General features: G+C 63.8%; 20 protein-coding genes and 1 CRISPR repeat array (1 of these 21 cut by a window edge). Of the genes, 11 read left to right on the forward strand and 9 right to left on the reverse strand.

The genetic code is table 11. From position 1 onward, the window contains the following. Positions 1 to 23: 23 nt before the first annotated feature. Genes glyQ through VITFI_RS07275 form a run of 3 tightly spaced genes read right to left on the reverse strand, consistent with a single transcriptional unit; the run spans position 24 to position 3412 of the window. Positions 24 to 953 carry a glycine--tRNA ligase subunit alpha gene (glyQ, locus tag VITFI_RS07265; RefSeq protein ID WP_089416414.1) on the reverse strand — a complete coding sequence of 310 codons (930 nt, stop codon included), beginning with the start codon at positions 951 to 953 and terminating at the stop codon, positions 24 to 26. Positions 954 to 1013: 60 nt separating this feature from the next. After that, positions 1014 to 2537: an apolipoprotein N-acyltransferase gene (gene lnt / locus VITFI_RS07270; RefSeq protein ID WP_089416415.1), complete on the reverse strand. Its 1524-nt coding sequence runs from the start codon at positions 2535 to 2537 to the stop codon at positions 1014 to 1016. After that, complete coding sequence (locus VITFI_RS07275) at positions 2534 to 3412, reverse strand: HlyC/CorC family transporter (RefSeq protein ID WP_198301663.1); 879 nt, start codon at positions 3410 to 3412, stop codon at positions 2534 to 2536. Before VITFI_RS07275 ends, lnt begins: the two co-directional genes overlap by 4 nt. 127 nt (positions 3413 to 3539) lie before the next feature. Here VITFI_RS07275 and VITFI_RS07280 point away from each other — a divergent pair, with 127 nt between their 5' ends. The 7 genes from VITFI_RS07280 to VITFI_RS07310 all read left to right on the forward strand — a co-directional run bounded on the left by VITFI_RS07280 (position 3540) and on the right by VITFI_RS07310 (position 11232). Continuing rightward, positions 3540 to 4604 (forward strand): CobW family GTP-binding protein, encoded by a 1065-nt coding sequence (locus VITFI_RS07280; RefSeq protein ID WP_089416417.1) that lies wholly within the window; start codon positions 3540 to 3542, stop codon positions 4602 to 4604. A gap of 422 nt (positions 4605 to 5026) precedes the next feature. Then, entirely contained in the window at positions 5027 to 5407 is a 381-nt protein-coding gene (gene dksA / locus VITFI_RS07285; RefSeq protein WP_198301728.1) for an RNA polymerase-binding protein DksA, read from the forward strand. A gap of 47 nt (positions 5408 to 5454) precedes the next feature. Beyond that, positions 5455 to 7485 (forward strand): STAS domain-containing protein, encoded by a 2031-nt coding sequence (locus tag VITFI_RS07290; protein WP_089416418.1) that lies wholly within the window; start codon positions 5455 to 5457, stop codon positions 7483 to 7485. Positions 7486 to 7571: 86 nt separating this feature from the next. Continuing rightward, positions 7572 to 8123, forward strand: a complete 552-nt coding sequence (gene hslV / locus VITFI_RS07295; RefSeq protein WP_089416419.1) for an ATP-dependent protease subunit HslV — start codon at positions 7572 to 7574, stop codon at positions 8121 to 8123. 25 nt (positions 8124 to 8148) lie between these two features. Next, complete coding sequence (gene hslU, locus VITFI_RS07300; RefSeq protein WP_089416420.1) at positions 8149 to 9510, forward strand: ATP-dependent protease ATPase subunit HslU; 1362 nt, start codon at positions 8149 to 8151, stop codon at positions 9508 to 9510. 11 nt (positions 9511 to 9521) lie between these two features. Next, positions 9522 to 10352 (forward strand): potassium channel family protein, encoded by an 831-nt coding sequence (locus VITFI_RS18175; protein WP_198301664.1) that lies wholly within the window; start codon positions 9522 to 9524, stop codon positions 10350 to 10352. Continuing rightward, a complete protein-coding gene (locus VITFI_RS07310; RefSeq protein ID WP_089416421.1) occupies positions 10333 to 11232 on the forward strand; it encodes a 5'-nucleotidase in 900 nt (299 codons plus the stop codon). Before VITFI_RS18175 ends, VITFI_RS07310 begins: the two co-directional genes overlap by 20 nt. Positions 11233 to 11235: 3 nt before the next feature. Here the strand turns inward: VITFI_RS07310 and VITFI_RS07315 are convergent, their stop codons facing one another. Further along, positions 11236 to 11604, reverse strand: coding sequence for a cupin domain-containing protein (locus VITFI_RS07315; RefSeq protein ID WP_089416422.1), 369 nt, complete (start codon positions 11602 to 11604; stop codon positions 11236 to 11238). Between the two features lie 103 nt (positions 11605 to 11707). Between VITFI_RS07315 and VITFI_RS07320 the strand changes: the two genes are divergently transcribed. Further along, on the forward strand, positions 11708 to 12685 hold the full coding sequence (locus VITFI_RS07320; protein ID WP_198301665.1) for a tripartite tricarboxylate transporter substrate-binding protein: 978 nt from the start codon (positions 11708 to 11710) through the stop codon (positions 12683 to 12685). A gap of 5 nt (positions 12686 to 12690) precedes the next feature. Here the strand turns inward: VITFI_RS07320 and dtd are convergent, their stop codons facing one another. The 4 genes from dtd to tyrS are packed head-to-tail and all read right to left on the reverse strand — an operon-like array spanning position 12691 to position 15906. Continuing rightward, positions 12691 to 13146: a D-aminoacyl-tRNA deacylase gene (gene dtd, locus VITFI_RS07325; RefSeq protein WP_089416424.1), complete on the reverse strand. Its 456-nt coding sequence runs from the start codon at positions 13144 to 13146 to the stop codon at positions 12691 to 12693. Then, the gene (locus tag VITFI_RS07330; protein ID WP_089416425.1) at positions 13143 to 14054 is read right to left on the reverse strand and encodes a cation diffusion facilitator family transporter; all 912 of its coding nucleotides are present in this window, start codon (positions 14052 to 14054) and stop codon (positions 13143 to 13145) included. Before VITFI_RS07330 ends, dtd begins: the two co-directional genes overlap by 4 nt. A gap of 42 nt (positions 14055 to 14096) precedes the next feature. Then, a complete protein-coding gene (locus VITFI_RS07335; RefSeq protein WP_232476685.1) occupies positions 14097 to 14636 on the reverse strand; it encodes an FKBP-type peptidyl-prolyl cis-trans isomerase in 540 nt (179 codons plus the stop codon). A 13-nt stretch (positions 14637 to 14649) separates the two neighbouring features. Further along, positions 14650 to 15906 (reverse strand): tyrosine--tRNA ligase, encoded by a 1257-nt coding sequence (gene tyrS, locus VITFI_RS07340; RefSeq protein ID WP_089416426.1) that lies wholly within the window; start codon positions 15904 to 15906, stop codon positions 14650 to 14652. 71 nt (positions 15907 to 15977) lie between these two features. Here tyrS and VITFI_RS07345 point away from each other — a divergent pair, with 71 nt between their 5' ends. Continuing rightward, positions 15978 to 17111, forward strand: a complete 1134-nt coding sequence (locus VITFI_RS07345) for an anhydro-N-acetylmuramic acid kinase (RefSeq protein ID WP_089416427.1) — start codon at positions 15978 to 15980, stop codon at positions 17109 to 17111. A 3-nt stretch (positions 17112 to 17114) separates the two neighbouring features. Here the strand turns inward: VITFI_RS07345 and VITFI_RS07350 are convergent, their stop codons facing one another. Further along, the gene (locus VITFI_RS07350) at positions 17115 to 17750 is read right to left on the reverse strand and encodes a LuxR C-terminal-related transcriptional regulator (protein ID WP_198301666.1); all 636 of its coding nucleotides are present in this window, start codon (positions 17748 to 17750) and stop codon (positions 17115 to 17117) included. Between VITFI_RS07350 and VITFI_RS07355 the strand changes: the two genes are divergently transcribed. After that, the gene (locus VITFI_RS07355; protein WP_198301667.1) at positions 17749 to 19695 is read left to right on the forward strand and encodes a sensor histidine kinase; all 1947 of its coding nucleotides are present in this window, start codon (positions 17749 to 17751) and stop codon (positions 19693 to 19695) included. The two genes, VITFI_RS07350 and VITFI_RS07355, sit on opposite strands and share 2 nt — an antisense overlap. Positions 19696 to 19779: 84 nt before the next feature. Continuing rightward, entirely contained in the window at positions 19780 to 20949 is a 1170-nt protein-coding gene (locus VITFI_RS07360) for a hypothetical protein (protein ID WP_157725595.1), read from the forward strand. A 212-nt stretch (positions 20950 to 21161) separates the two neighbouring features. Further along, positions 21162 to 22447: a CRISPR direct-repeat array (repeat unit 37 nt; unit sequence GTCTGACTGGCTTCCCTGGCTTTGAAGGGATTAAGAC); it runs 59 nt beyond the window's last position.

A 22447-nucleotide genomic window follows, 5' to 3' on the forward strand; every position in this document is an offset into this window, starting at 1 on the left:
AAAACGATGCGATGGGCGGGCGTTCAAGCCGCTTTCTTCAGCGCGTCGGCAGCGAGCTTGGCGCTCACCTCGTCGGCCCAAGCCTTGGGCGCCATCGGGAACCCGAGGCGGGCGCGGCTGTCGAGGTAACTTTGCGCCACGGCACGCGCCAGGGTACGGATGCGGCCAATGTAAGCGGCACGCTCCGTCACCGAGATGGCGCCGCGTGCGTCCAGCAGGTTGAAGGTGTGGCCGGCCTTGAGCAGTTGTTCATACGCCGGCAGAGCGAGCTGCTGCGCCATCAGGTGCTTCGATTGTTTTTCGTGCGCGGCAAAAGCCGTCAGCAGGAAGTCCACATCGCTGTGCTCGAAGTTGTAGGTGGACTGCTCCACCTCGTTTTGCAGGAACACATCGCCGTACTTCAGGCCGTCGGTGTATTGCAGGTCGTAGACGTTTTCCACGCCTTGCAGGTACATCGCCAGGCGCTCCAGGCCGTAGGTGATTTCGCCCGTGATCGGCTTGCAATCAATGCCGCCCACTTGCTGGAAGTAGGTGAACTGCGTCACCTCCATGCCGTTCAGCCAGACCTCCCAGCCCAGGCCCCAGCAGCCCAGCGTCGGGTTTTCCCAATCGTCTTCGACGAAACGCACGTCGTTTTTCTTCAGGTCGAAGCCCAGGGCTTCGAGTGAACCGAGGTACAGCTCCAGGATGTTGGCCGGCGCCGGCTTCAACACCACTTGGTATTGGTAATAGTGCTGGAGGCGGTTCGGGTTCTGGCCGTAACGACCGTCCTTCGGGCGGCGGCTGGGTTGCACATAAGCAGCCTTCCAGGGCTCGGGGCCGATGGCGCGCAGGAAAGTGGCGGTGTGGCTGGTGCCGGCGCCGACCTCCATGTCATAGGGCTGGAGCAAGGCGCAGCCTTGCTGGCCCCAGTAGTCCTGAAGGCGAAGGATGAGTTGCTGGAAGGTGAGCATGGTGTGATCGTGATGCAGCCTCGACAAAGGCTGAGGAAATTCGCAAAAAAACGGCCAATTTTAGGCGCCCCCCCGGCCCGAACGACGCCAGATCAACCCGGCCAGCACCAGCCCCCACAGCGGCCACAAACCGAGCCGTCCGAGCCAATGGGCATAAGGGGTGGTGCCGCGCCGGCCTTCGATCGTGACATCGAGGGTGCCGGGCGTCCAGGCCGGCAGCGCGTGGGTCACGCGCCCTTGGGCATCGACCGCCGCCGTGGCGCCCGTGTTGGTGGCACGCACCAGTGGACGCTGAAATTCCAAAGCGCGCATGCGGGAAAACTGCAAGTGCTGCTCTTGAATCATCAACCGGCCAAACCACGCCAAGTTGCTGGCGTTGACAAGCACGGTGGGTGCGTCTTCGGTGAGAAAACTGTCGGCAAAGTCTTCGCCGAACAAGTCTTCGTAACAGATCAGCGGGCGGATGCGCTGGCCGTGAACCTCGAACGGCGCTTGGCTCTGGCCCGACATCTGATCGGCCAGCGGGATGTTCAGCAGCCGCACAAACCAGCCAAAACCGTAGGGGATGCGCTCGCCAAAGGGCAGCAGATGGCGTTTGCCGTAGCGGTACAGCGCCGCCGGATCGCTCGACACCCCCGGTCGCACCCCGAGCAGCGAGTTGACGTAACCCTGCTCGCTGTTGCCCCAAAAAATACCGATGAGCGCAGCTTGCGTTCCTGTGCGATAGGGTAAGGTGAGCGTGTCCCAATAGCCGGTGGGCAGTTGCTCCAGCGACAGGGGGATGACCGATTCCGGCGTCATCACCAGTTCACCCCGGGCGGCGTGCATCCGCTGCTGCAAGGCTTGCATGTTGCTGGCGATGCGCTCCGGGTCGAACTTCAGATCCTGCGGCACGTTGGGCTGCACCAAGCTGACGCGCAAGGTGCCCGTCGATTCGGTGAACTGCTGAGGCAACACCGCCCCCAGTCCCAGCGGCAGAGCGGCCAACGCCACGCCCCAGGCGCCGCGTGCCCGTCCCGATGCGGGTACGCGCATCCCCAAAGCGACGGCTGCGGCCAACCAAGCACTCAGCGCACCGATGCCGTACACGCCCACCCACGGCGCCCACGCGGCCCACGGCCCGCTGGTGTGGGCGTAACCTGAGGCGATCCAAGGAAAGCCGCCGAACACTTGGGCACGCAACAGCTCGGCCCCCAGCCAGCACAGGGCGAAGCGCAGGGCGTCGTGTCCCGGGTGGTCGCGCCGCCCCCAGGCCCACAGCGCCATGGCCCCGGCCACATACAACGACAAAAACCCCGCCAGCAGCCCCACCGCCGCCACGGACAGCGGGGCCATCAAGCCGCCAAAGTCGTGCAGGCTGATGTAAAGCCACCAAAAACCGCTCACCAGCCAACCCAGGCTGAACACGGCCCCCGTGAGCGCCGCTTGCCGGGGTGTGGCGTGGCGCACCAGCCCGACCAGCAACGCCACGGCCAGCGGTTGCATCCACCACCATTCCAGCGGGGCGAACGAAGCGGTGTGGCCGGCTCCGGCCAAGGCCGCCAGCCCCAGCGAACCGAGGCGGCAGCGTGCCCACGTCATCATGGTGCTGCTGCCGGTTCAGGGGAGGCCGGCGAGGCAACGCGCTGCACCTTGAACCAACGCACCGCACCGCCTCGGGTGAGCAGCACGGTGAAGCTCCAGCCTTCGCACAACACGCGCTCGCCCCGGCGTGGCACATGGCCGTGGCGGTGGGCCAGCAGGCCGCCGATGGTGTCGAACTCGTCCTGCGGCAATTGCAGGCTGAAGGTGTGGTTGATGTCAGCGATGTCCGCGCCGCCCGCCACGCGATAACTGCCATCGGCCAACGGGTAGACGCTGTGTTGCGCCTGCGCCACTTCATCGAACTCGTCTTCGATTTCCCCCACGATTTCTTCGAGGATGTCTTCGATCGTCACCAGCCCGGCGGTGTTGCCAAACTCATCGATGACGATGGCCATGTGGTTGCGGTTGGAGCGAAAGTCCGCCAACAACTCGTTCAGGCTTTTCGACTCGGGCACGAACACCGCTGGCCGCAGCAAGGTGCGCAAATCCAGGGTCGGATCGACTTGGCGCTTGAGCAAGTCTTTGGCCAGCAAAATGCCAACGATGTTGTCTCGCCCGCCCTCGATCACGGGAAAACGCGAGTGGCCTGTGTCGATCACCTGTTCGAGCAGAGCGGGATAAGCTTGGGCAATGTCCAGCACATCCATGCGCGGGGCGGCGACCATCACGTCACCGGCCACCATGTCCGCCATGCGGATCACGCCTTCGAGCATGACGCGGGATTGGGGCTCGATCAACGCCCGCTGTTCAGCGTCCGCCAGGGCTTCGATCAATTCGTCGGTGGAATCCGGGCCGGGGGAGATGAACTCCACCAAGCGTTCAAACAAGGTGCGCCGATCCTGCAAAGGCGCTCGACTGGGCTGAGGTTCAGGCACGGCAGCAGCCGGGAGTGACAGAGGAAGGCAAGAATACCCGATCCCCATGACCCGACGGTGGCACCCATCTGGCGCCATACTCAACGCTTCCGCTTTGACTTTCGCCCTTTTGGGGCCGTTCCTCGCCATGGCTTTGATTCCTGCCACCATCCTCACGGGCTTTCTGGGTTCGGGCAAAACCACCTTGCTCAAGCGTGTGCTCACCGAGGCCCACGGCCAGAAAATCGCCGTCATCGAAAACGAATTCGGCGAAGAGAACATCGACAACGACATCCTGGTCAGCGACACCCAGGAAAACATCATCCAGATGAGCAACGGCTGTGTCTGCTGCACCATCCGCGAAGATTTGCGCGCCACGCTGGCCGATTTGGCAGCGCGCAAACGCAAGGGTGAGCTGGATTTCGAGCGCGTGGTCATCGAAACCACCGGCTTGGCCGACCCTGGCCCGGTGGCGCAAACCTTCTTCATGGACGATGAGGTGGCCGAGAGCTACCTGCTCGACTCGATCCTCACCCTGGTGGACGCCAAACACGCCCAGGCCCAGCTCGACACGCGCCAAGAAGCCCGCCGCCAAATCGGTTTTGCCGACCGCATTTTCTTGAGCAAAACCGATTTGGTCAGCGCCGAGGAAGTGGACGCCCTGGTGCATCGCCTCAAGCACATGAACCCGCGTGCGCCGATGGAGCGGGTGCATTTTGGCGAGGTGGCCATCGCGCAGGTGCTCGACCTGAAGGGCTTCAACCTCAACACCAAGTTGGACATCGATCCGGACTTCCTCAACGAAGGCCATGCCCACGCCCATGGTCACGATCACGCGCACGGCCACGGCGAGCACTGCGAACATGACCACGCCCCCGGCGAGGCCTGCAACCACCCGCACCACCATCGGCATGACGATGATGTGAAGTCCTTCGTCTTCCGCACCGACAAGCCACTCTCGCCCACCAAGTTGGAGGATTTTTTGGGCGCCATCGTGCAGGTGTATGGCCCCAAGATGCTGCGCTACAAGGGGGTGCTGCACATCAAGGGCAGCGAGCGCAAGGTGGTGTTCCAAGGGGTTCACCAGCTCATGGGCAGCGATTTGGGGCCGAAATGGGCTCCCGGCGAAGCGCGTGTGAGCAAGATGGTGTTCATCGGCATCGACCTGCCGCGTGACATCCTGTTGCAAGGCCTGCAAGGCTGCGAAGCCTGAGCGAAATCGAAAGATTAGGGGGTGAGGTCTACACCTCCGAGCCAGCCCGGGCGCGTGGCTACAATCCGCGCGCCCTTGCAGCGGTGAGAGATTCCCGCAACGGCGCCATGGCCTGAAGGGTGTAACCTCGCCTGAATGCCGGTTGGAGGCAGATCAAGCACAGGAGGCGGATCGTGAGCAAGATTCCGGATGAGACATCTCTTCCCTTGTCGCGCCTGACGGCGCCCGCATCGCCACGTGCAGCGCCGCCGCTGGTGTCCAGTGCGAGTTTTGCCACCCGCTTCTCGCCCCCGCCCCCCACGATGCGAACCTACCCAGAACCGATGACTGCACCCAAGCCCGCCGCCAAGGCCGATCCGAAACTGGCCAACGCCTGGAAGACCAAGGCCGGTCACGAGCTGACCGAAGCCGAACTGCTGGCCATGCCGGAATCGGAATACATGAGCGACAAGCAGATGGCCTTCTTCCGAGCCCGCCTGCAAGAGCAGAAGGACTCGTTGCTGTCCAACGCCGGTGAAACCACCGAGCATCTGCGCGAGGACACCTCGATCGTTCCCGATCCCGCCGACCGTGCCACGATCGAAGAAGAACACGCCCTGGAACTTCGCACCCGCGATCGGGAACGAAAGCTGCTGAAGAAGATCTCGCAAGCGCTGGCCAAGATCGATTCGGGCGACTACGGTTACTGCGAAGAAACCGGTGAGCCGATCGGTTTGGGCCGTTTGCTGGCCCGTCCGACGGCGACGCTGTCGCTGGAGGCCCAGCAACGGCGCGAGCTGAAGCAAAAAATGTTCGGTGACTGATTTCACCGATCGCCTTGAAGCCCTTTTTGATGATTTGACGAGCTCTCATGTCCAACGATAACGGCAGCGCAGGTTTTCTTGACCGGATGGTCAAGCTGGTGTCCGGATCGGGGCGTGGCAGCAGTGACACTTCCATTCCTGGGGGTGACACCACCCTCGACCAATTCGGTGAAGCCGACAAAGCCGAGCTGCGCGCCATGATCGAGCGCAAGCGCCGCAACGATTTCGTGCGCAAGCGCGAGTTCGACATGCTGCGGCGCATCCGTCGGGAAGGGCTGACGGGCGAACAAGCCTACATGCTGGAGGCCGCGTCGTCCCGCTTGGACGATGCAGAAACCCGCCCCACACCCCTGGTGAGCAACCCGGGCGGCAACGTCAAGGCCAAGATCGACGCGATTGAAAAGCAGATGGTCGGTAACGTGCCACTGCCAGCCACGGCCATGCGCCAGCCCGTGCGAACGGCGCCGCCGCCTGCCCCGCGTGATGCCCGCCCCACCCAATCGCCGACGCTGACGCCGCCCGTGCGTCTGGCGCCTGCGGGAGCGAGCGCAGCCGGTGCGCCCCGTCCGGGTTTCCGTCCGACACAGGCCCCGGCCCGGCCAGGTTTCAGTTCAACCCAGATTCCGCCGGTGGCTGCGCCAGCGCGTCCGTTGCCACCGGGATTGGCCGCTGGGCCGCGTCCAGCGACCCCGCCGCCTGTGGCGCCAGCAATGACGCGACCTGCGGGCCTGACCTCCCCTCCCACAGGGGCGATGCCGTTGGGCGCCACGACGCGGGCTTCGACATTGGCACCGCTGTCTCCTCCAGCCGGAGCCGGACGACCCGTGCCGCCGCCAGAAGTCGCACGGCGGGCCCCTGTGCTCAACTCGCCGCCGCCGCCGCCGCCGCCGCCGCCAGCGCCGCCCATCCCTCCCACGCCAACGCCGTCGCCTGCGCCCGCACCGATTTCTGCGCGCAATGTGTTCAGCCCGGCCATGGCTCAGCAGGTCGAAGTCAGCGAAGTGGTTCACGACCACGAGTTGGACGAGGCCGTCATCGCCTTCGCCAACGCCGACTTTTCGCATTGCGAGCAGCTGTTGATGCAGTTGACTGCGCATCGGGGGTCACGCTACAAGAACCCAGAGACTTGGCTGGTGCTGTTCGATCTGTTCCGCGCCACCGGTCAACAACAGCGCTTTGATGCCCTGACCATCAGCTATGCCGAGCTGTTCCAGCGTTCGGCGCCGCAGTGGTTCTCGCTGCCGCAGTTGGTGATCGAAGCGTCGCGCAACAGCACCGTGGCGCTCACGCGGGCCAACACCAGCGAAGTCGGCTGGGTGTGCCCGGCGCGGCTCGATTTGGAAGCGCTGGGCCAACTCAGCTCGCAGTTGCTGCAAATGCCGTCGCCCTGGGTGCTGGATTGGCGCTTGCTGATGTCAATTGACACCGAAGCCGCCGCCAAGCTCTACAGCGTGTTCACCCAATGGGCCAACCAGTCGATCAGCATGTGCTGGCTCAACCCAGAGCGCTTGCTCACGGTGCTGCAAGAGAACACGCCAGCAGCGATGCGCGACGTCGATCCTGCGTTCTGGCTGGCGCGTTTGGCGGCGCTGCGTTTGGCGAATCGCCCCGACCAGTTTGACGAAGTCGCCATCGATTACTGCGTGACCTACGAGGTTTCGCCGCCCAGTTGGGAAGCTGCCAAGGGGCAGATCCGCATCGGGGATTCGCAGCTTCACACCCAATCGGCGCCGCTGTCGGTGATCGGGGATGTGGCCACCACCGAAGCCAACCTGGCCGATCAAAGTGGGATGCACGCCATCACCACGCTGGAGCTGTCGGGCCAACTGTCGGGGGACATCGGCACGGTGCTTTCCACGCTGGACACCCGTTTGGGCGAGTCGCGTTTCGTTCACATCTCGTGCGCGTTGTTGATCCGGGTGGATTTCATCGCGGCGGGGGACTTGCTCAATTGGGTCATCGCCAAGCGCGCCGAAGGGCGCCACGTCAGTTTCATCGAAGTGCATCGGCTGGTGGCGCTGATGCTGGGCGCCATGGGCATCACCGAACACGCCGCCGTGCGCTTGCGCCAGGCTTGAGCTTGATTTAACGCCCACCCACCCCATCTGAGACACCCCGGCTGTTCCGGGGTGTTTTTCTTTTCCGATTTCATTTTTTGCACCGCATGGACTCCTATCACGGCACCACCATCGTCAGCGCACGCCGGCAGACCGCCGATGGCCGCTGGCAAGTGGCCTTGGGAGGCGATGGCCAAGTCACGCTCGGTCACATCGTCGTCAAGGCCAGCGCCCGCAAGGTGCGCAAGCTGCATCACGAAAAAGTGTTGGCGGGCTTCGCCGGCGCCACCGCCGATGCGTTCACCCTGTTCGAGCGCTTCGAGGCCAAGCTGGAGAAACACTCCGGCCATTTGGTGCGCGCCGCCATCGAGCTGACCCGCGATTGGCGCACCGACAAGGTGCTGCGCAACCTCGAAGCCATGTTGGCCGTGGCCGACCGGGAGCACTCGCTCATCATCACCGGCAATGGCGACGTGCTGGAGCCCGAACACGGCTTGGTGGCCATCGGTTCGGGTGGGGCTTACGCGCAGGCCGCTGCGCGGGCCTTGCTTGCACACTCCGAATTGAGCGCCCGCGACATCGTCAAGCGCTCGCTGGAAATCGCTGGCGACATTTGCATCTACACCAACCAAAACCACACCATCGAGACGCTGGACTGACAGCGCGCACGAAAGGCCCCTTCCCATGAGCATGACGCCCCAGGAAATCGTCTCGGAACTCGACCGCCACATCGTCGGCCAACAAGCGGCCAAGCGGGCGGTGGCCATCGCGCTGCGCAATCGCTGGCGCCGACAACAGGTCGATGACAAGCTGCGCGCCGAAATCACGCCCAAAAACATCCTCATGATCGGCCCGACCGGCGTGGGCAAAACCGAGATCGCCCGCCGCCTGGCCAAGCTGGCCGACGCGCCGTTCATCAAGGTCGAAGCCACCAAGTTCACCGAAGTGGGCTACGTCGGCAAGGATGTGGACACCATCATCCGCGATCTGATCGAAACCGCCGTCAAGCAAGAGCGCGAGGCCGCCTTGAAGCGGGCCCGCGTCCGGGCCGAAGATGCCGCCGAGGAGCGCGTGCTGGATGCTTTGGTGCCGCCGCCGCGTGGCGCGGCGGCCGAGGCCAACCCGTTTGGTTTCGGGGCGGCCAGCCCTGCGCCCGCCCCCGCGCCGGACAACGCTGCGCGTCAAATGCTGCGCAAGCGTCTGCGCGAAGGCAGCTTGGATGACAAAGAGATTGACATCGAAGTCGCCGAGCCGCGTGCCAGCGTGGACATCATGACGCCGCCCGGCATGGAAGACATGGCCGAGCAGCTCAAGGGTTTGTTCTCGCAAATGGGCAGCGGCAAAAAGAGCACGCGCAAGCTCAAAATCAAAGACGCCCTCAAGCTGCTGACCGACGAAGAAGCCGCCAAGCTGGTCAACGATGACGAGATCAAAACCCGCGCCCTGCACAACGCGGAGCAAAACGGCATCGTGTTCATCGACGAAATCGACAAAGTGGCGGCACGCGGCAACACCCAGGGCGCAGACGTGTCCCGCCAAGGGGTGCAGCGCGATTTGCTGCCCTTGGTCGAGGGCACGACGGTGCAAACCAAACACGGCATGGTGAAGACGGATCACATCCTGTTCGTTGCGTCCGGGGCGTTTCACCTGGCCAAGCCGAGCGATTTGATTCCGGAGTTGCAGGGGCGTTTCCCGATCCGCGTCGAGTTGCAGGCGCTGAGTGTGGACGATTTCGAAGCCATCCTCGGGGCCACCCATGCCAACTTGATTCGCCAGTACCAAGCCCTGCTGGCCACCGAAGGCGTGACGCTGGACATCACCCCCGACGGCGTGCGCCGCCTGGCCGAAGTGGCATTTGAAGTCAACGAACGCACCGAAAACATCGGCGCTCGTCGCCTGGCCACGGTGATGGAGCGTTTGCTGGACGATGTGAGTTTCGACGCCCCGAAACTCGCCGGCCAAACGGTGACGCTGGACGCTGCCACGGTGTCGGCCAAGCTGGGTGAGTTGGCGCACAACGAGGACTTGTCGCGCTACATCCTCTGACACGTGGTGCGATGGTCAGTTGGGGTTTGTCCTCCGCCTCGTGTGACAACCTGCGCGCTGCACGGGTGGAGCGCGGTTGGCGCTGGCCGACCATGTTGGTGCTTCTGGGCACCGTGCCGGCGTTTTACGCCGAGCTGTTGCTGAGCGCCCCCTCCATGCTCGCCGATGCAGCGTACTTGTGCGCTGCCATGATGGTGGGCGCATCATTGCTGCACGTCGGGTGGTACACCCGGCATCCGTTGCGCCATCTGCTGTGCAATCCGACGGACATTGTGTTGGTCGCCGGATTGGTGGCTTCTGCGGTGCTGCCGACCAGCCACGCTTCGGCCTGGGCTTTGGGGGTGCGCCTGGCGGTGTCCTTTGCGTCCTTGCTGCGCATGGTTTGGACGATGCAGTACCTCATCACCCGGGGTGGTTTGATCTACTTGCTGTTGGTGGCGGTGCTGGTGCTGGGGGCGTGCGGGCTGGGGTTTTGGTGGCTGGAGCCGACAACACCCACCCTGGCCGATGGTCTGTGGCTGGCCTTCACCACGGCGGCCACCGTGGGTTACGGCGACTTGGTGCCGACCACGCCCGCGTCGAAAATTTTCTCGGTGTTTGTGGTGCTGCTCGGCTTGGGGGTGCTCACTTTGGTGACGGCAGCGATCGCCACCAGTTGGGTGGAAACCGAAGAGCGCATCATTGAGCGCGAAATCCTGCACGACATGCGCCGTGAAATGGCCACCTTGCACCACGAACTGAGCTTGGTGCGAGAGGAATTGGCCCAGTTGCGAGCCTCGTTGCCAGCGAACGAGGCCGGGAGCCCTGACATCCGGAGGAACGATGGCGGTGAGTTTGTCTGATCGGTTGGTGGTGGCGATGTCCTCGCGGGCGTTGTTCGACTTCGAGGAAGAGAACCGCGTGTTCGAGGCCGGGGACGATGCCGCTTACATGGCGTTGCAGTGGGATCGCCTGGACGGGCCGGCGCCGCCGGGCGTGGCGTTTTCGCTGGTGCGCAAGCTGCTGGCGTGCAACGCGGTCGAGCCGCAGGTTGAGGTGGTGATCGTGTCGCGCAATGATCCGGTGTCGGGCTTGCGGGTGTTTCGCTCGGCGCGGCACCATGGGTTGTCCATCGAACGCGGAGTGTTCACACGCGGGGCCAGCCCGTGGCGCTATCTGCGGCCATTGGGTGCGCAGTTGTTTCTCTCGGCCAACGACGCCGACGTGCGCGCCGCGCTGGCCGCCGGCGTGCCGGCTGCGCGGGTGTTTCCCACCTCAGCCCGGGCCAGCGAGGCCCATCCCCACGAGCTGCGCATCGCCTTCGACGGCGATGCTGTGCTGTTTTCCGATGAAGCCGAACAGGTGTTTCAGCGCGAGGGGCTGGCCGCGTTTCAGCGCAGCGAGTCCCGCCAAGCGGGCACGCCGTTGACCCCCGGGCCCTTCAAACCGCTGTTGGATGGGCTGTGTCGGCTGCGCCAGCTTGGCCGCCACACCGGCATGCAAGTGCGCACCGCTTTGGTGACAGCCCGCTCCGCACCGGCGCACGAGCGTGCCATCCTCACCTTGCGCAGTTGGCAGGTTGAGGTCGATGAAGCCATGTTCCTTGGCGGTTTGCCCAAAGGCGCGTTTCTGCGCGAATTTGAGCCCGATTTTTTCTTCGATGACCAGATGGGCCACATCGAAAACGCGGTGCCCCACGTTCCGGCGGGGCACGTCGCGGCTGGGGTGACGAACGCGGCCTGAGGGTCAGCGCCCGATGACCACGAAGTGCTTGCGCACCCGCTCCAGCACTTCAAACGATCCCCGGAATCCTGCCGGGATCACCGCCGCTTGGCCGGGGCCGAACTCGGCCCAGGTGCCGTCTGGGGTGTGCAACCGCACCCGGCCAGCCAGTACCGTGAAGTATTCGTGCTGGTGTTCACCGAACTCAATGCGCCAGCGCCCCGGTTCGCATTCCCACAGACCCACACTCACCCCATCGGGTGCCGATTCGTACAGCGTCCAGGTGTGGCGCTCCGGGCAGCCGACCTCACGGCGTCCTTCACGCGGGTGATCCAAGGTCGGGGATGCGTCAACGGGTGCGATGCAAGGGATGCCAATGGGGGTCAGAAACATGTCACAACTCGAACGAAGTAGGTGTGTACGGTAGGCGATGTGCGCATTGTCCGGTGCTGGCCGCGCCTGCCTTTTTGTGTGTTCCTACCCCGAAAGAAGTCGCATGAACCTTTGTTTCGCCTGGATGCCTGCTGCGCTGCTGTGGGCCAGCACGTCGCTCGCCATGGCGGCCTACCCTGAAAAACCCGTGACCCTCGTTGTGCCCTTCACCGCTGGCGGGCCCACCGACCGGGTGGCCCGCGATCTGGCCGAGGCCCTGCGCCAGCCACTGGGGGCCTCGATCATCATCGAAAACGTCAGCGGTGCTGGGGGGACGCTGGGCGCGACCAAAGTCGCCAAGGCACCGCCCGATGGCCACACCCTGCTGTTGCACCACATCGGCATGGCGACGGCGCCGGCGTTGTACCGGCAACTGGCCTTCAAGCCGTTGGAGGATTTTGAGTACCTGGGCCTGATCAACGAGGTGCCGATGACCTTGATTGGCCGGGCCAGCTTGCCTGCCCGCAACTACGGTGAGTTGACCCAGTGGCTGAACGCCAACAAAGGGCGGGCCAACTTGGCCAATGCCGGACTGGGTTCAGCGTCGCACCTGTGCGGCCTGCTGCTGCGCCAGCACCTGCGCGTTGACCTCATGACGGTGGCCTACAAAGGCACCGCCCCCGCCATGACCGACCTGCTCGGCGGCCAAGTGGACATCATGTGCGACCAAACCACCAACACCACAGGGCAAATCGAGGCAGGCAAGGTACGGGCGTTTGCGGTCACCAGTGCGAAACGGGTGTCCACGCCGCAACTGGCTTCGCTGCCGACGTTGGCCGAATCGGGGCTCAAAGGCTTCAACGTCAGCATCTGGCATGGTTTGTACGCGCCCAAAGGCACGCCCCAGCCGGTGTTGGACAAAATCAACAGCGCTTTGCAAATTGCGCTCAAAGATCGGGCGTTCCTTCAGCGCGAAAGCAACCTGGGCGCCATGGTGGTCAACGATGCCCGCGTTCAGGGGGCCGAACATAAAAAATTTGTGACCGCTGAAATCGCCAAGTGGGGCCCGGTGATCCGCGCCGCCGGCCAGTACGCCGACTGACCCCCTCAGGCGATGTGCAAGGGGATCGTCACCGGCCCGTCGTTCAGCAAATGCACGCGCATGTGGGCGCCAAATTCCCCGCCCGCCACCAGCGGATGGCGGGCCCGTGCCTGCGCCAAGACGGCCTCATACAGCGCCTGGCCTTGTGCGGCAGGCGCGGCGCCGATGAAACTGGGGCGGTTGCCGCTGGAGGTGTCCGCCGCCAAAGTGAACTGCGACACGATGAGCAAACCGCCCGGCGTGCCTGCACCGTCCAGGTTTTGCACGCTGCGGTTCATCTTGCCGGCGTCGTCGCTGAAGATGCGCAGCTTGAGCAGTTTGTCCACCAGCTTGGCGGCGTGGGCGGGGGTGTCGGTGGGTTGGGCGCAGACCAGCACCAGCAACCCGGGGCCGATGGCCCCGGCCACGCGATCCTCCACTTCCACACGGGCGTGGGTGACGCGCTGAATCAAAGCCATCATGCGGCGTTTTCCTCTGTGGGTGAACCGAGGGTCAGGGCCTCGGCGTGGGTTTTCACATCCATGGGCAACATCTGCAAACTGACGTACAGGCCCGGCACCGCCTGCATCAACGCCAGTTCAACGGCGCTGCGGGTGCGCTCCGCGTCGGCAAGCGCACAGGTGCCCGGCAGGTGCATGTGCAAATCCGCGTAGCGTCGGGCGCCGGCGCGACGGGTGACCACATGATCAAAACGCAGTGTGCCCGAAGCGAAACGGGTCAAAACCGCATGGATGGCCTGGCGATGTTCAGGCTCCAACGCCCGATCCATCAGCCCATCCACCGAGCGCCACACCAACGCCACCCCTTCGCGCACGATGTTGAGCGCCACGGCGATGGCCACCAGCGGATCGAGCCAAAACCAGCCCGTCCCCTGCACGGCGATCAGCCCGATCACCACACCGGCGGACGTCCAGACATCGGTGATGAGGTGGCGGGCATCGGCTTCCAGTGCCATCGAGTGGTGTTCGCGGGCTTTTTTGAGCATGGCCCAGGCCAGCGCCCCGTTGAGCGCCGAACTCAACACCGACAGCCCCAACCCCAGGCTCAACCCTTCCAATGGCTGCGGATGCAACCAGCGATCCACCGAGGTGACGATGATGGCCAGCGCGGCCACCAAAATCAGCACGCCCTCAAAGCCGCTGGAGAAGTATTCGGCTTTGTGGTGGCCGTAGGGGTGATCTTCGTCGGGCGGTTGGGCGGCGATGGTCACCATGGCCAAGGCGAACATGGCACCGGCCAAGTTGACCAGCGATTCCATCGCGTCGGACAACAGGCTCACCGATCCGGTGAGCCACCAGGCGCCCGTTTTCAGGGCGATGGTGGCCATCGCAACGGCCACCGAGAGTTTCAGATAACTGGCAACTTGCATGGGGAAGATTGTCCCGATCCACCATGGCGCCTACCTGAAGGCTCAGAAGATCACACTGAGCAGCTCGACTTCGAATTGCAGCGTGGCATTGGGCGGAATCACACCGCCTGCGCCTTGTTCACCGTAAGCGATGGCCGGCGGACAGGTCAGGCGTGCTTTGCCCCCGGCTTGGAGGCGCTGCAAGCCTTCCGTCCAGCACGGGATCACCCGATCGAGCGGGAATTCAGCCGGTTGGCCTCGGCGGTGTGAGCTGTCGAACTCGGTGCCATCGGCCAGCGTGCCTCGGTAATGCACCTTGACGCTGTCGGTGGCGCGTGGCGTGCGGCCAGTGCCTTCTTTGAGCACGGTGAACACCAAGCCGCTGGGCAATACCACGGCGCCCGGCTCTTGGGCTGCCGAGGCGGCCAGATCCGGCCCCGATGCCGCTTCCGCTGGGCGGGCCACCGGCTTGGGCGCCGCCGCGATGCGAGCGGCGCTGCGTTGCTGGGTGTCGGTAATGGCCTGCCAGCCCCAAAGGAGCATGCCGCTCAACACCAGCACGGTCAGGGCCAACATCAGCCGGGTGAGGGTGCGTTGTTGCATGACGGGCACCGCCTCAAGCCAGGGTGACGCGGGCGAACTTGCGCTTGCCCACTTGCAGCACAAAGGTGCCGGCGTTGATCTTCAGCCCTCGGTCGGACAGCACCGTGCCATCCAAGCGCACGCCGCCTTGTTCCACCATGCGCAGCCCTTCGCTGGTGCTGGGCACGAGGTTGGCGGCTTTGAGCAGCGCCCCAATGGCCATCGGCGCGCCGCTCAGGCTCACTTCGGGGATGTCATCGGGGATGCCGCCCTTGGCGCGGTTGTTGAAGTCGGCTTCGGCGGCATCGGCGGCAGCGGCGTTGTGGAAGCGCGCGGTGATCTCCTTGGCCAGCAGCACCTTGGCATCCTTCGGGTTGCGCCCGCCGGTCACTTCGGCCTTCAGGGCCTCGATCTCGCGTTCGCTGCGGAAGCTCAACAACGTGAACCACTTCCACATCTGCTCATCGCTGATCGACAGGATCTTGGCGAACATGCTGTTAGGCGCTTCGGTGATGCCCACATAGTTGTTTTTGGATTTGGACATCTTTTCGATGCCATCCAGCCCTTCCAGCAGCGGCATGGTCAGCACGCACTGCGCTTCTTGGCCGTATTCGGCTTGCAGGGCGCGGCCCACCAGCAGGTTGAATTTTTGATCCGTGCCGCCCAATTCCAGGTCGCTCTTCAAGGCCACTGAGTCATAGCCCTGCATCAGCGGGTAGAGCAGCTCGTGCATCGAAATCGGGGCGTTGGATTGGAAGCGCTTGGTGAAATCGTCGCGCTCCAGCAGGCGGGCCAGGGTGTACTTGGCGGCGAGTTGGATCATGCCGCGTGCGCCCAGCGGATCGCACCACTCGGAGTTGTAGCGAATCTCGGTTTTCTCCGGGTCGAGCACCAAACTGGCTTGTTTGTAATAGGTTTGCGCGTTGGCTTCGATCTGCTCTTTGGTGAGCGGCGGGCGCGTGCTGTTGCGGCCGGACGGGTCGCCGATCAGCGAGGTGAAATCGCCAATCAAAAAGATGACGCGGTGGCCCAAGTCTTGGAGCTGGCGCATCTTGTTCAGCACCACGGTGTGGCCGAGGTGGATGTCCGGTGCCGTCGGGTCGAGGCCGAGTTTGATGCGCAGCGGCTGGCCGGTGGCCTCCGAGCGTTGCAGTTTTTTCACCCAGTCCGACTGCGGCAGCAGCTCAGCGCAGCCGCGCAGGGACACGGCCAGCGCCTCGCGCACGGCATCGCTCATGGGGGCGGCGGTTTCGGGGGAGGTGGAGGCGGTCGGCAGGGCAGCGTCGGACATGGTGCGGCAAGCGGCGGCAAGGCCGGAGAAAGCGTCAAAAATAGCCGCCGATTCTACGAGCCGACCCCGTCATGACCCCTGATTCCGAACTGTTCATCGGCCTGATGTCCGGCACCTCGCTGGACGGTGTGGACGGCGTGCTGGCCGAGTTGCCCGCGCTGCGCGTGTGCGCCTACGCCCATCGCCCCATGCCGCTGGCGCTGCGTGCCGAACTGCTGGCCCTCAACACCCCCGGCGACAACGAGTTACACCGCGCCGCCCTGGCTGCCAATGCGCTGGCGTTGGTGCAAGCCGAAGTGGTCGCCGAGTTGCTGGACAGCGCGGGTGTGACGGCGGCGCAAGTGCGCGCCATCGGTTCACACGGGCAAACCGTGCGCCACCGCCCCGGCGAGTTCGACGGCACTGGCTACACGCTGCAACTCAACCAAGGTGCGCTGCTGGCCGAGCGCTGCGGCATCGACGTGGTGTGCGATTTTCGCTCCCGCGACGTGGCTGCCGGTGGCCAAGGCGCGCCGCTGGTGCCGGCGTTTCATGCCCAAGTGTTTGGCGTGCTGGGGCAGGCGCGGGCGGTGTTGAACTGGGGCGGCATCGGCAACCTGACGCTGTTGCCGCCGTTGGATGCCACCGGCCAGCCCACCGGCCCGGTGCGGGGTTTCGATTGCGGCCCCGGCAATGCGTTGCTGGATGGTTGGATCGCCCACCATCGCGGCTCACCTTATGACGCCGACGGCGCCTGGGCCGCCAGCGGCAGGGTGAACGCCACCTTGCTGGCCGAATTGCTGGCCGAGCCCTTTTTGGCCGCGCCGCCGCCCAAAAGCACCGGGCGGGATTTGTTCAATGCCGCTTGGTTGGCCCAGCGATTGGCGCCCCATGCCGCCGTGGCGGCGGTGGATGTGCAGGCCACGCTGGCCGAATTCACCGTGCAAGCGGCTGCACAGGCGCTGCACGCACACGCCCCCGATGCGCCTGAGCTGCTGGTGTGTGGCGGCGGGGCGCTCAACACGCATTTGATGCGGCGGTTGGCAGCCGCATTGCCAGCGGTGCGGGTGCGCAGCAGCGCTGAAGCGGGCCTGCCGCCGATGCAAGTCGAGGCGGCGGCGTTTGCGTGGTTGGCGTGGGCGTGGGGCGAACGCCAAGCGGGCAACCGGCCTGAAGTGACGGGGGCTCGTGGTCTGCGGGTGTTGGGGAGTGCGTATCCGCGCTGAAGGTCAGCCGTTCAGCCAGCCCGCTGTGTGAACTTTGTGAACCAACTGGGCAACGTTGCACACCTCCAGCTTGCGCAAAATGTTTTCCCGGTGCTTGTCCACCGTTTTGGGGGACAGGGCCAGGGTGTCGGCGATCACGGTGTTGCTCAGACCGTCGCAAATCAGTTTGGTGATTTGCAGTTCGCGGCGCGTCAAGGGCATGTCGGTGTCGCTGACCAAAGAGCGTACTTCGGCGGGGATGATGCGGCGTCCCGCCAGCACCGCCCGCAAATGGGCGATCAATTCGGCGCCGCTTTCGTCTTTGAGCAACACCGCGTCCGCTTGAACGTCGATCAGTTGTTGCAGGATCACGCCCGAGCGTGACCCCGTCAACGCCACCACCTTCAGCTCAGGATGGCGCGCCTTGAGCCAGCCGATCAGTGCCGAGCTGTCGCCGCCGGGCATGTGGTAATCGATCAGTAGAAGGTGGGCGTTGTGTTCGCGCACCAGCTCTTTGACCGGGTCGAGGTGGCTGGTGTCGGCCACCACGTCGAAATCGGGTTCCAGGGCCAGGAGCAGTTTCAAGCCGTCCCGAAAAATCGCGTGGTCATCGGCCAGCACCACGCGGATGCGGTGGGGGGAAGCAGAAGGAGTCACCATGGTCATGACAAGAGAGGGTGGGCGTCCGTGGATCGGGCGGGCGTTGGCGTCAGGCCACGCATGGCGCTGCGTCGTGCTGGCGCTGGTGTTGGGGGGGCTGCTGGGGCTGCTGTGGGGCGAACGGAACCCATCGGAGGCCGCCCAGCCGTCGCCCTGCATTGTGACGGCCACGCCTCAGGTGCTGTCTTTGCAGCACTGCCAAGCCACGCTGTATGCGCCGACATGGTCGTGGGCCGGGCTGCTGGCGCCGGACGATCCCCAGCAATGGCGGCACGAGCGCATCCATTTGGATGCCCGCATTGCGGCTCCCCTGGAGCGGGTGTTGAGCTTGGGCGTACCCGACGCACGGGTCATCCAAGTGAGCCGCCTGCGCGCCGACGGCACCGCCGAGCCGCTGCTCGATCTGAACCACCGTTCCCCGTTTGCACAACGCCCGGCGCCCGAGGCCCAGCTCGGGCTGCCCGTGGTGATCTTGCCGGGGCCGCAGGTGCTGGAGCTGCGTTATCACCTGCACTTGGGCGGGCGGTTGCAGGCGCGGCTGTTGTCGTCCAGCGCTTTCCAGACCGAGCGCTTGCGGGCCGATTTGCTCAGCGGGGTGATGGTGGGCGGGCTGTTCGCACTGCTGGGGGTGGTGGTGGTTTACCACCGCGTGGCGCGTCAATCGGCGTATTTGGCGTATGCCGGGCTGGTGATGGCGCAGTTGTTGCTGTTGCTGCAAATCGGCGGGCAGGCGTTCGCGCTGTTTTGGCCCGATGCGCCCGAGTGGAACCAGTGCGCCCCAGCCGTGTTGGCGACGTGGGTGATCGTGTGCCACGCCTTGTTTGCCGCCGGGCTGTTCCGGTTGCGTGAGCGGCACCGGCGGCTGTGCATGGCGCACCGGGGGGTGTTGGTGCTGGCGGCGCTCAACTTGGTGCCGTGGGGTGGGGTGGAGCGTCTGGTGGCTGGCAGCGTGCTGCTGGCGGGGGTGTATGCACCCTTGGCCTTGGGCACGGCGGCGGTGGCGTTGCGCGAGCGGTTGCCGGGCACGCGCTTGTATGTGCTGGGTTTGGGCGCGTTGGCGGTGTTCAGTTTTGGGCTGTTTTTCTTGGGCATCATCGGCCACAACCCGTTGCCGCAGGTGGATTTTTTCCTCTACCCCAAGATCGGTGCCTTGCTGGAAATCGGCTTTTTTGCGGCGGCTTTGGTGGATCAAGTTCGGCTGTTCCAAGCCCAGCAGGCCGAGCAGCGACAGCGGCGTTTGGCCGACGCGCAAGCCCTGGTGCAAGCCGAGGCCGACCGGCTGGCCGCCCAGGCCCGCGCCGAGCAAAAAAGCCTGCAACTGGCCAGTGCGGGTCACGACATCGCTCAGCCCCTCGCGTCCCTGCGCATGGTGGCGCAGGTGTTGCGCCAAACGGAGGGGAGTGCGCCGGTGTCCCAGCATCTGGAGCGGGTGTTGGATCACACGCAAGCATTGCTGCGCGATCTGGTGGAGCGGGAGCGGCGTGAGCATCGGGTTCACAGCCAGTCGGTGATGGTGGGGGATGTGCTGGCCGAGCTGGTGCTCGAACACCGGGCAGCGGCGCAGGCCAAGGGCGTGGTGCTGCGGTATGTGGACAGCCAAGTGGAGATTTTGGTGTCGCCGCTCATCCTGGGGCGGGTGCTGCGCAATTTGCTGAGCAATGCACTGCGCTACACGCCGGGCGGGCGGGTGGTGCTGGGGGTTCGCCGCCGGGACGGTGGGGTGGAGCTGCAAGTGTTGGACACCGGCCCCGGCCTGGCCGCCGCTCAGGTGGAAACCTTGCTGCGTCCATTTGAACAAGGGCGTACTGGGGCGGCGGAGGGGTTTGGCCTGGGGTTGTTCATCGTGCGCAGTTTGTGCGAGCAGGCGGGGTGGGTGTTGCGCATCCGTTCGCGGTGGGGCGGGGGAGTTGTTTTGCGGTGTGGATTCCACCGGGCCAGCGGTTGAGCTGATTACGGTCGATCCCGTATGGGCGGGGGGGCGAGGCGTGCCTATCGTGAGCGGCATTGCCCGTGTTCTTGGAGACGACCCATGATGGCCGATGCTTGGCGCCTGCTGCTGACGATGACGGATGTGCGTCGGGCCTGGCGCGTCCTGACCGACCGACCGCACCTGGACGTGGCCTTCATCACCAACCTGCGTGACGAGGCCGAGCGTCGGCGGTTCTTTCATGCCAAGGCCGATTTGCACCAACACGCCAGCGGCCCGCGCATGCACTTGGGCGGTGTGACGGGTGAGGTGCGGGGCATCAATGTCACGGCGGAGGAAATTTTGACCCGTGCGGGGCGCAAGCGTGCCAAGGCGGTGTTCATGGATGCGGTGGCGTGGGCGCATGGCGAGGGGGCCCGGGTGGTGTTGCTGGCGGCGGCCACCAAGCGGCTGTTTGGGCACGATGGGGCCGAGTTGAAGGCCCGTTTTCCGGACATGGTGTTCACCATCGGGGACAACGGCACGGCCCATTTGCTCTGCCAAGACGTCGAGCGGGCGATGGCCCGGGCGGGGTTGGACAAATCACGCGCCCGGGTGTTTGTGGTGGGGGCGTATGGGCATCTGGGGCGGGCGGTGTCGCAGCACTTGATGGGCCAGGGGTGTGACGTGGTGGGTTATGGCACCAACTGGCGTTTGCTGGAGGCGTTCAGTGCGGAGACGGGCACGCCGGTCAGTTTGAGTTTGGAGAACGCGGGGTTTTTTGATGTGGTGGTCACCTGCACGCATTCGACCGATGCCAAATTGACGCCAGCGGATGTGTCATTGTTGCGCCAGCCGGATCGAAAATTGTTGGTGGTGGATGTGGCGGAGCCGGCCAATTTGGATGAACGCTGTTTGGCGGCATGCCAGCGTTGGGTGGTGCGTCAAGACGCGGGCAATGGGCACGCGGCCAAGCTGAGTTATTTGCTGGGGCCGTTGAGTTACCGCAAGCTGCGGTTGCCGGCGCGGACGGTGTTTGGTTGTTTTGCTGAGGCGCTGGCGTTGCACCGGGCGATTTTCACGGAGCACAACCCGCTGATGCTGGGGCGGGATTGGTTTGATGTGAATCCTGCGCAGATGGCGTTGGTGGCGGGGACTTTTGAGGACATGGGGCTGGGTTTACCGGAGCCGCATTGTTTTGGGCAGCCGGTGGGGTCATTTGATTTGTCTTTGCCGGAGGTGGGCGCGGGGGCGTTGGCGCTGCCGTACCGGACGCCGGCCAATGCATACTGAGGGGTGAGGGGGGACGGTGTGGCGATGAAGCGTGCAGAATGGCGCTTGGTGTGCGGCGTGTGTGAGGGTGGGTCGCTGAAGTGGGTTACACTGGCTGCTGCCAGTCAAACGTTGGCATGAGAGATGCTTTAGCAGTCAGCTCGATGTTCGGAAAATTTTTTGTCAACCCCCGTTGTAAGTGCTTGTCACACAAAGGGTTTTTCGAACGAAGTGTCTGACTGGCTTCCCTGGCTTTGAAGGGATTAAGACTTCCCTCTGACTACTAGCGCAATCTATTATTTGTCTGACTGGCTTCCCTGGCTTTGAAGGGATTAAGACGAAATCCGCTCTCGGACTTGGCCTTCTTGGCTGTCTGACTGGCTTCCCTGGCTTTGAAGGGATTAAGACATTTGTGTTTTCACGCCTTGGGGTGGGGAAATGTCTGACTGGCTTCCCTGGCTTTGAAGGGATTAAGACGTAGGAGTTTTCTATGGGAGCTCCACTCCAGCCGTCTGACTGGCTTCCCTGGCTTTGAAGGGATTAAGACAGCCTCAGCTGCTCTCAACTGCGTTTCAACGTCTGACTGGCTTCCCTGGCTTTGAAGGGATTAAGACGCCGTGCTGAAACTGTAACAAAGCGGTTAGCAGTCTGACTGGCTTCCCTGGCTTTGAAGGGATTAAGACATCGATTGCAGCTCTCATGCTGGCGCTGGCAGTCTGACTGGCTTCCCTGGCTTTGAAGGGATTAAGACATCCCATACGATGTAGCCGACGACCCCCACGGGTCTGACTGGCTTCCCTGGCTTTGAAGGGATTAAGACATTATGCCGGAAAGTTTTTCAGCGTCGTCATGTCTGACTGGCTTCCCTGGCTTTGAAGGGATTAAGACAATAGTAATGAAATCACCGCTGGTGCTAACGAGTCTGACTGGCTTCCCTGGCTTTGAAGGGATTAAGACAAAGTATCGTGTTTGGTGCGCGAGCCAGTGTGTCTGACTGGCTTCCCTGGCTTTGAAGGGATTAAGACACGAATTCCGGCGGCGGCTCAATCGCAGTGGTCGTCTGACTGGCTTCCCTGGCTTTGAAGGGATTAAGACATTATTGCCAGCAATAATGTCAAATGTGCTAAACGTCTGACTGGCTTCCCTGGCTTTGAAGGGATTAAGACCGCCCGGATGGCGCGTAACCACCAGAATCTTGGTCTGACTGGCTTCCCTGGCTTTGAAGGGATTAAGACTGCCCAACGCTTGCGACAGCCAGCATGTTGTCGTCTGACTGGCTTCCCTGGCTTTGAAGGGATTAAGACCCGGTGAAAGTGGCCGCTGCGGCCACGTCGGAGTCTGACTGGCTTCCCTGGCTTTGAAGGGATTAAGACACTCCAGCTCATTTCTCGTTTCTGAGATGTCGTCTGACTGGCTTCCCTGGCTTTGAAGGGATTAAGACATCACGCCGTAGTAGGCGCGATAGCTCTCAGTGTCTGACTGGCTTCCCTGGCTTTGAAGGGATTAAGACTTCAGATCG

The organism is Vitreoscilla filiformis (assembly GCF_002222655.1).
Lineage (GTDB): Bacteria > Pseudomonadota > Gammaproteobacteria > Burkholderiales > Burkholderiaceae_C > Ideonella > Ideonella filiformis.

Bases quoted from the DNA above. Each gene is read 5' to 3' on its own strand.
- glyQ (WP_089416414.1), bottom strand. From the start codon at position 953: ATGCTCACCTTCCAGCAACTCATCCTTCGCCTTCAGGACTACTGGGGC.
- lnt (WP_089416415.1), bottom strand. From the start codon at position 2,537: ATGATGACGTGGGCACGCTGCCGCCTCGGTTCGCTGGGGCTGGCGGCC.
- VITFI_RS07280 (WP_089416417.1), top strand. From the start codon at position 3,540: ATGGCTTTGATTCCTGCCACCATCCTCACGGGCTTTCTGGGTTCGGGC.
- dksA (WP_198301728.1), top strand. From the start codon at position 5,027: ATGCCGGAATCGGAATACATGAGCGACAAGCAGATGGCCTTCTTCCGA.
- VITFI_RS07290 (WP_089416418.1), top strand. From the start codon at position 5,455: ATGTCCAACGATAACGGCAGCGCAGGTTTTCTTGACCGGATGGTCAAG.
- hslV (WP_089416419.1), top strand. From the start codon at position 7,572: ATGGACTCCTATCACGGCACCACCATCGTCAGCGCACGCCGGCAGACC.
- hslU (WP_089416420.1), top strand. From the start codon at position 8,149: ATGAGCATGACGCCCCAGGAAATCGTCTCGGAACTCGACCGCCACATC.
- VITFI_RS18175 (WP_198301664.1), top strand. From the start codon at position 9,522: ATGGTCAGTTGGGGTTTGTCCTCCGCCTCGTGTGACAACCTGCGCGCT.
- VITFI_RS07310 (WP_089416421.1), top strand. From the start codon at position 10,333: ATGGCGGTGAGTTTGTCTGATCGGTTGGTGGTGGCGATGTCCTCGCGG.
- VITFI_RS07315 (WP_089416422.1), bottom strand. From the start codon at position 11,604: ATGTTTCTGACCCCCATTGGCATCCCTTGCATCGCACCCGTTGACGCA.
- VITFI_RS07320 (WP_198301665.1), top strand. From the start codon at position 11,708: ATGAACCTTTGTTTCGCCTGGATGCCTGCTGCGCTGCTGTGGGCCAGC.
- dtd (WP_089416424.1), bottom strand. From the start codon at position 13,146: ATGATGGCTTTGATTCAGCGCGTCACCCACGCCCGTGTGGAAGTGGAG.
- VITFI_RS07330 (WP_089416425.1), bottom strand. From the start codon at position 14,054: ATGCAAGTTGCCAGTTATCTGAAACTCTCGGTGGCCGTTGCGATGGCC.
- VITFI_RS07335 (WP_232476685.1), bottom strand. From the start codon at position 14,636: ATGCAACAACGCACCCTCACCCGGCTGATGTTGGCCCTGACCGTGCTG.
- tyrS (WP_089416426.1), bottom strand. From the start codon at position 15,906: ATGTCCGACGCTGCCCTGCCGACCGCCTCCACCTCCCCCGAAACCGCC.
- VITFI_RS07345 (WP_089416427.1), top strand. From the start codon at position 15,978: ATGACCCCTGATTCCGAACTGTTCATCGGCCTGATGTCCGGCACCTCG.
- VITFI_RS07355 (WP_198301667.1), top strand. From the start codon at position 17,749: ATGGTCATGACAAGAGAGGGTGGGCGTCCGTGGATCGGGCGGGCGTTG.
- VITFI_RS07350 (WP_198301666.1), bottom strand. From the start codon at position 17,750: ATGGTGACTCCTTCTGCTTCCCCCCACCGCATCCGCGTGGTGCTGGCC.
- VITFI_RS07360 (WP_157725595.1), top strand. From the start codon at position 19,780: ATGATGGCCGATGCTTGGCGCCTGCTGCTGACGATGACGGATGTGCGT.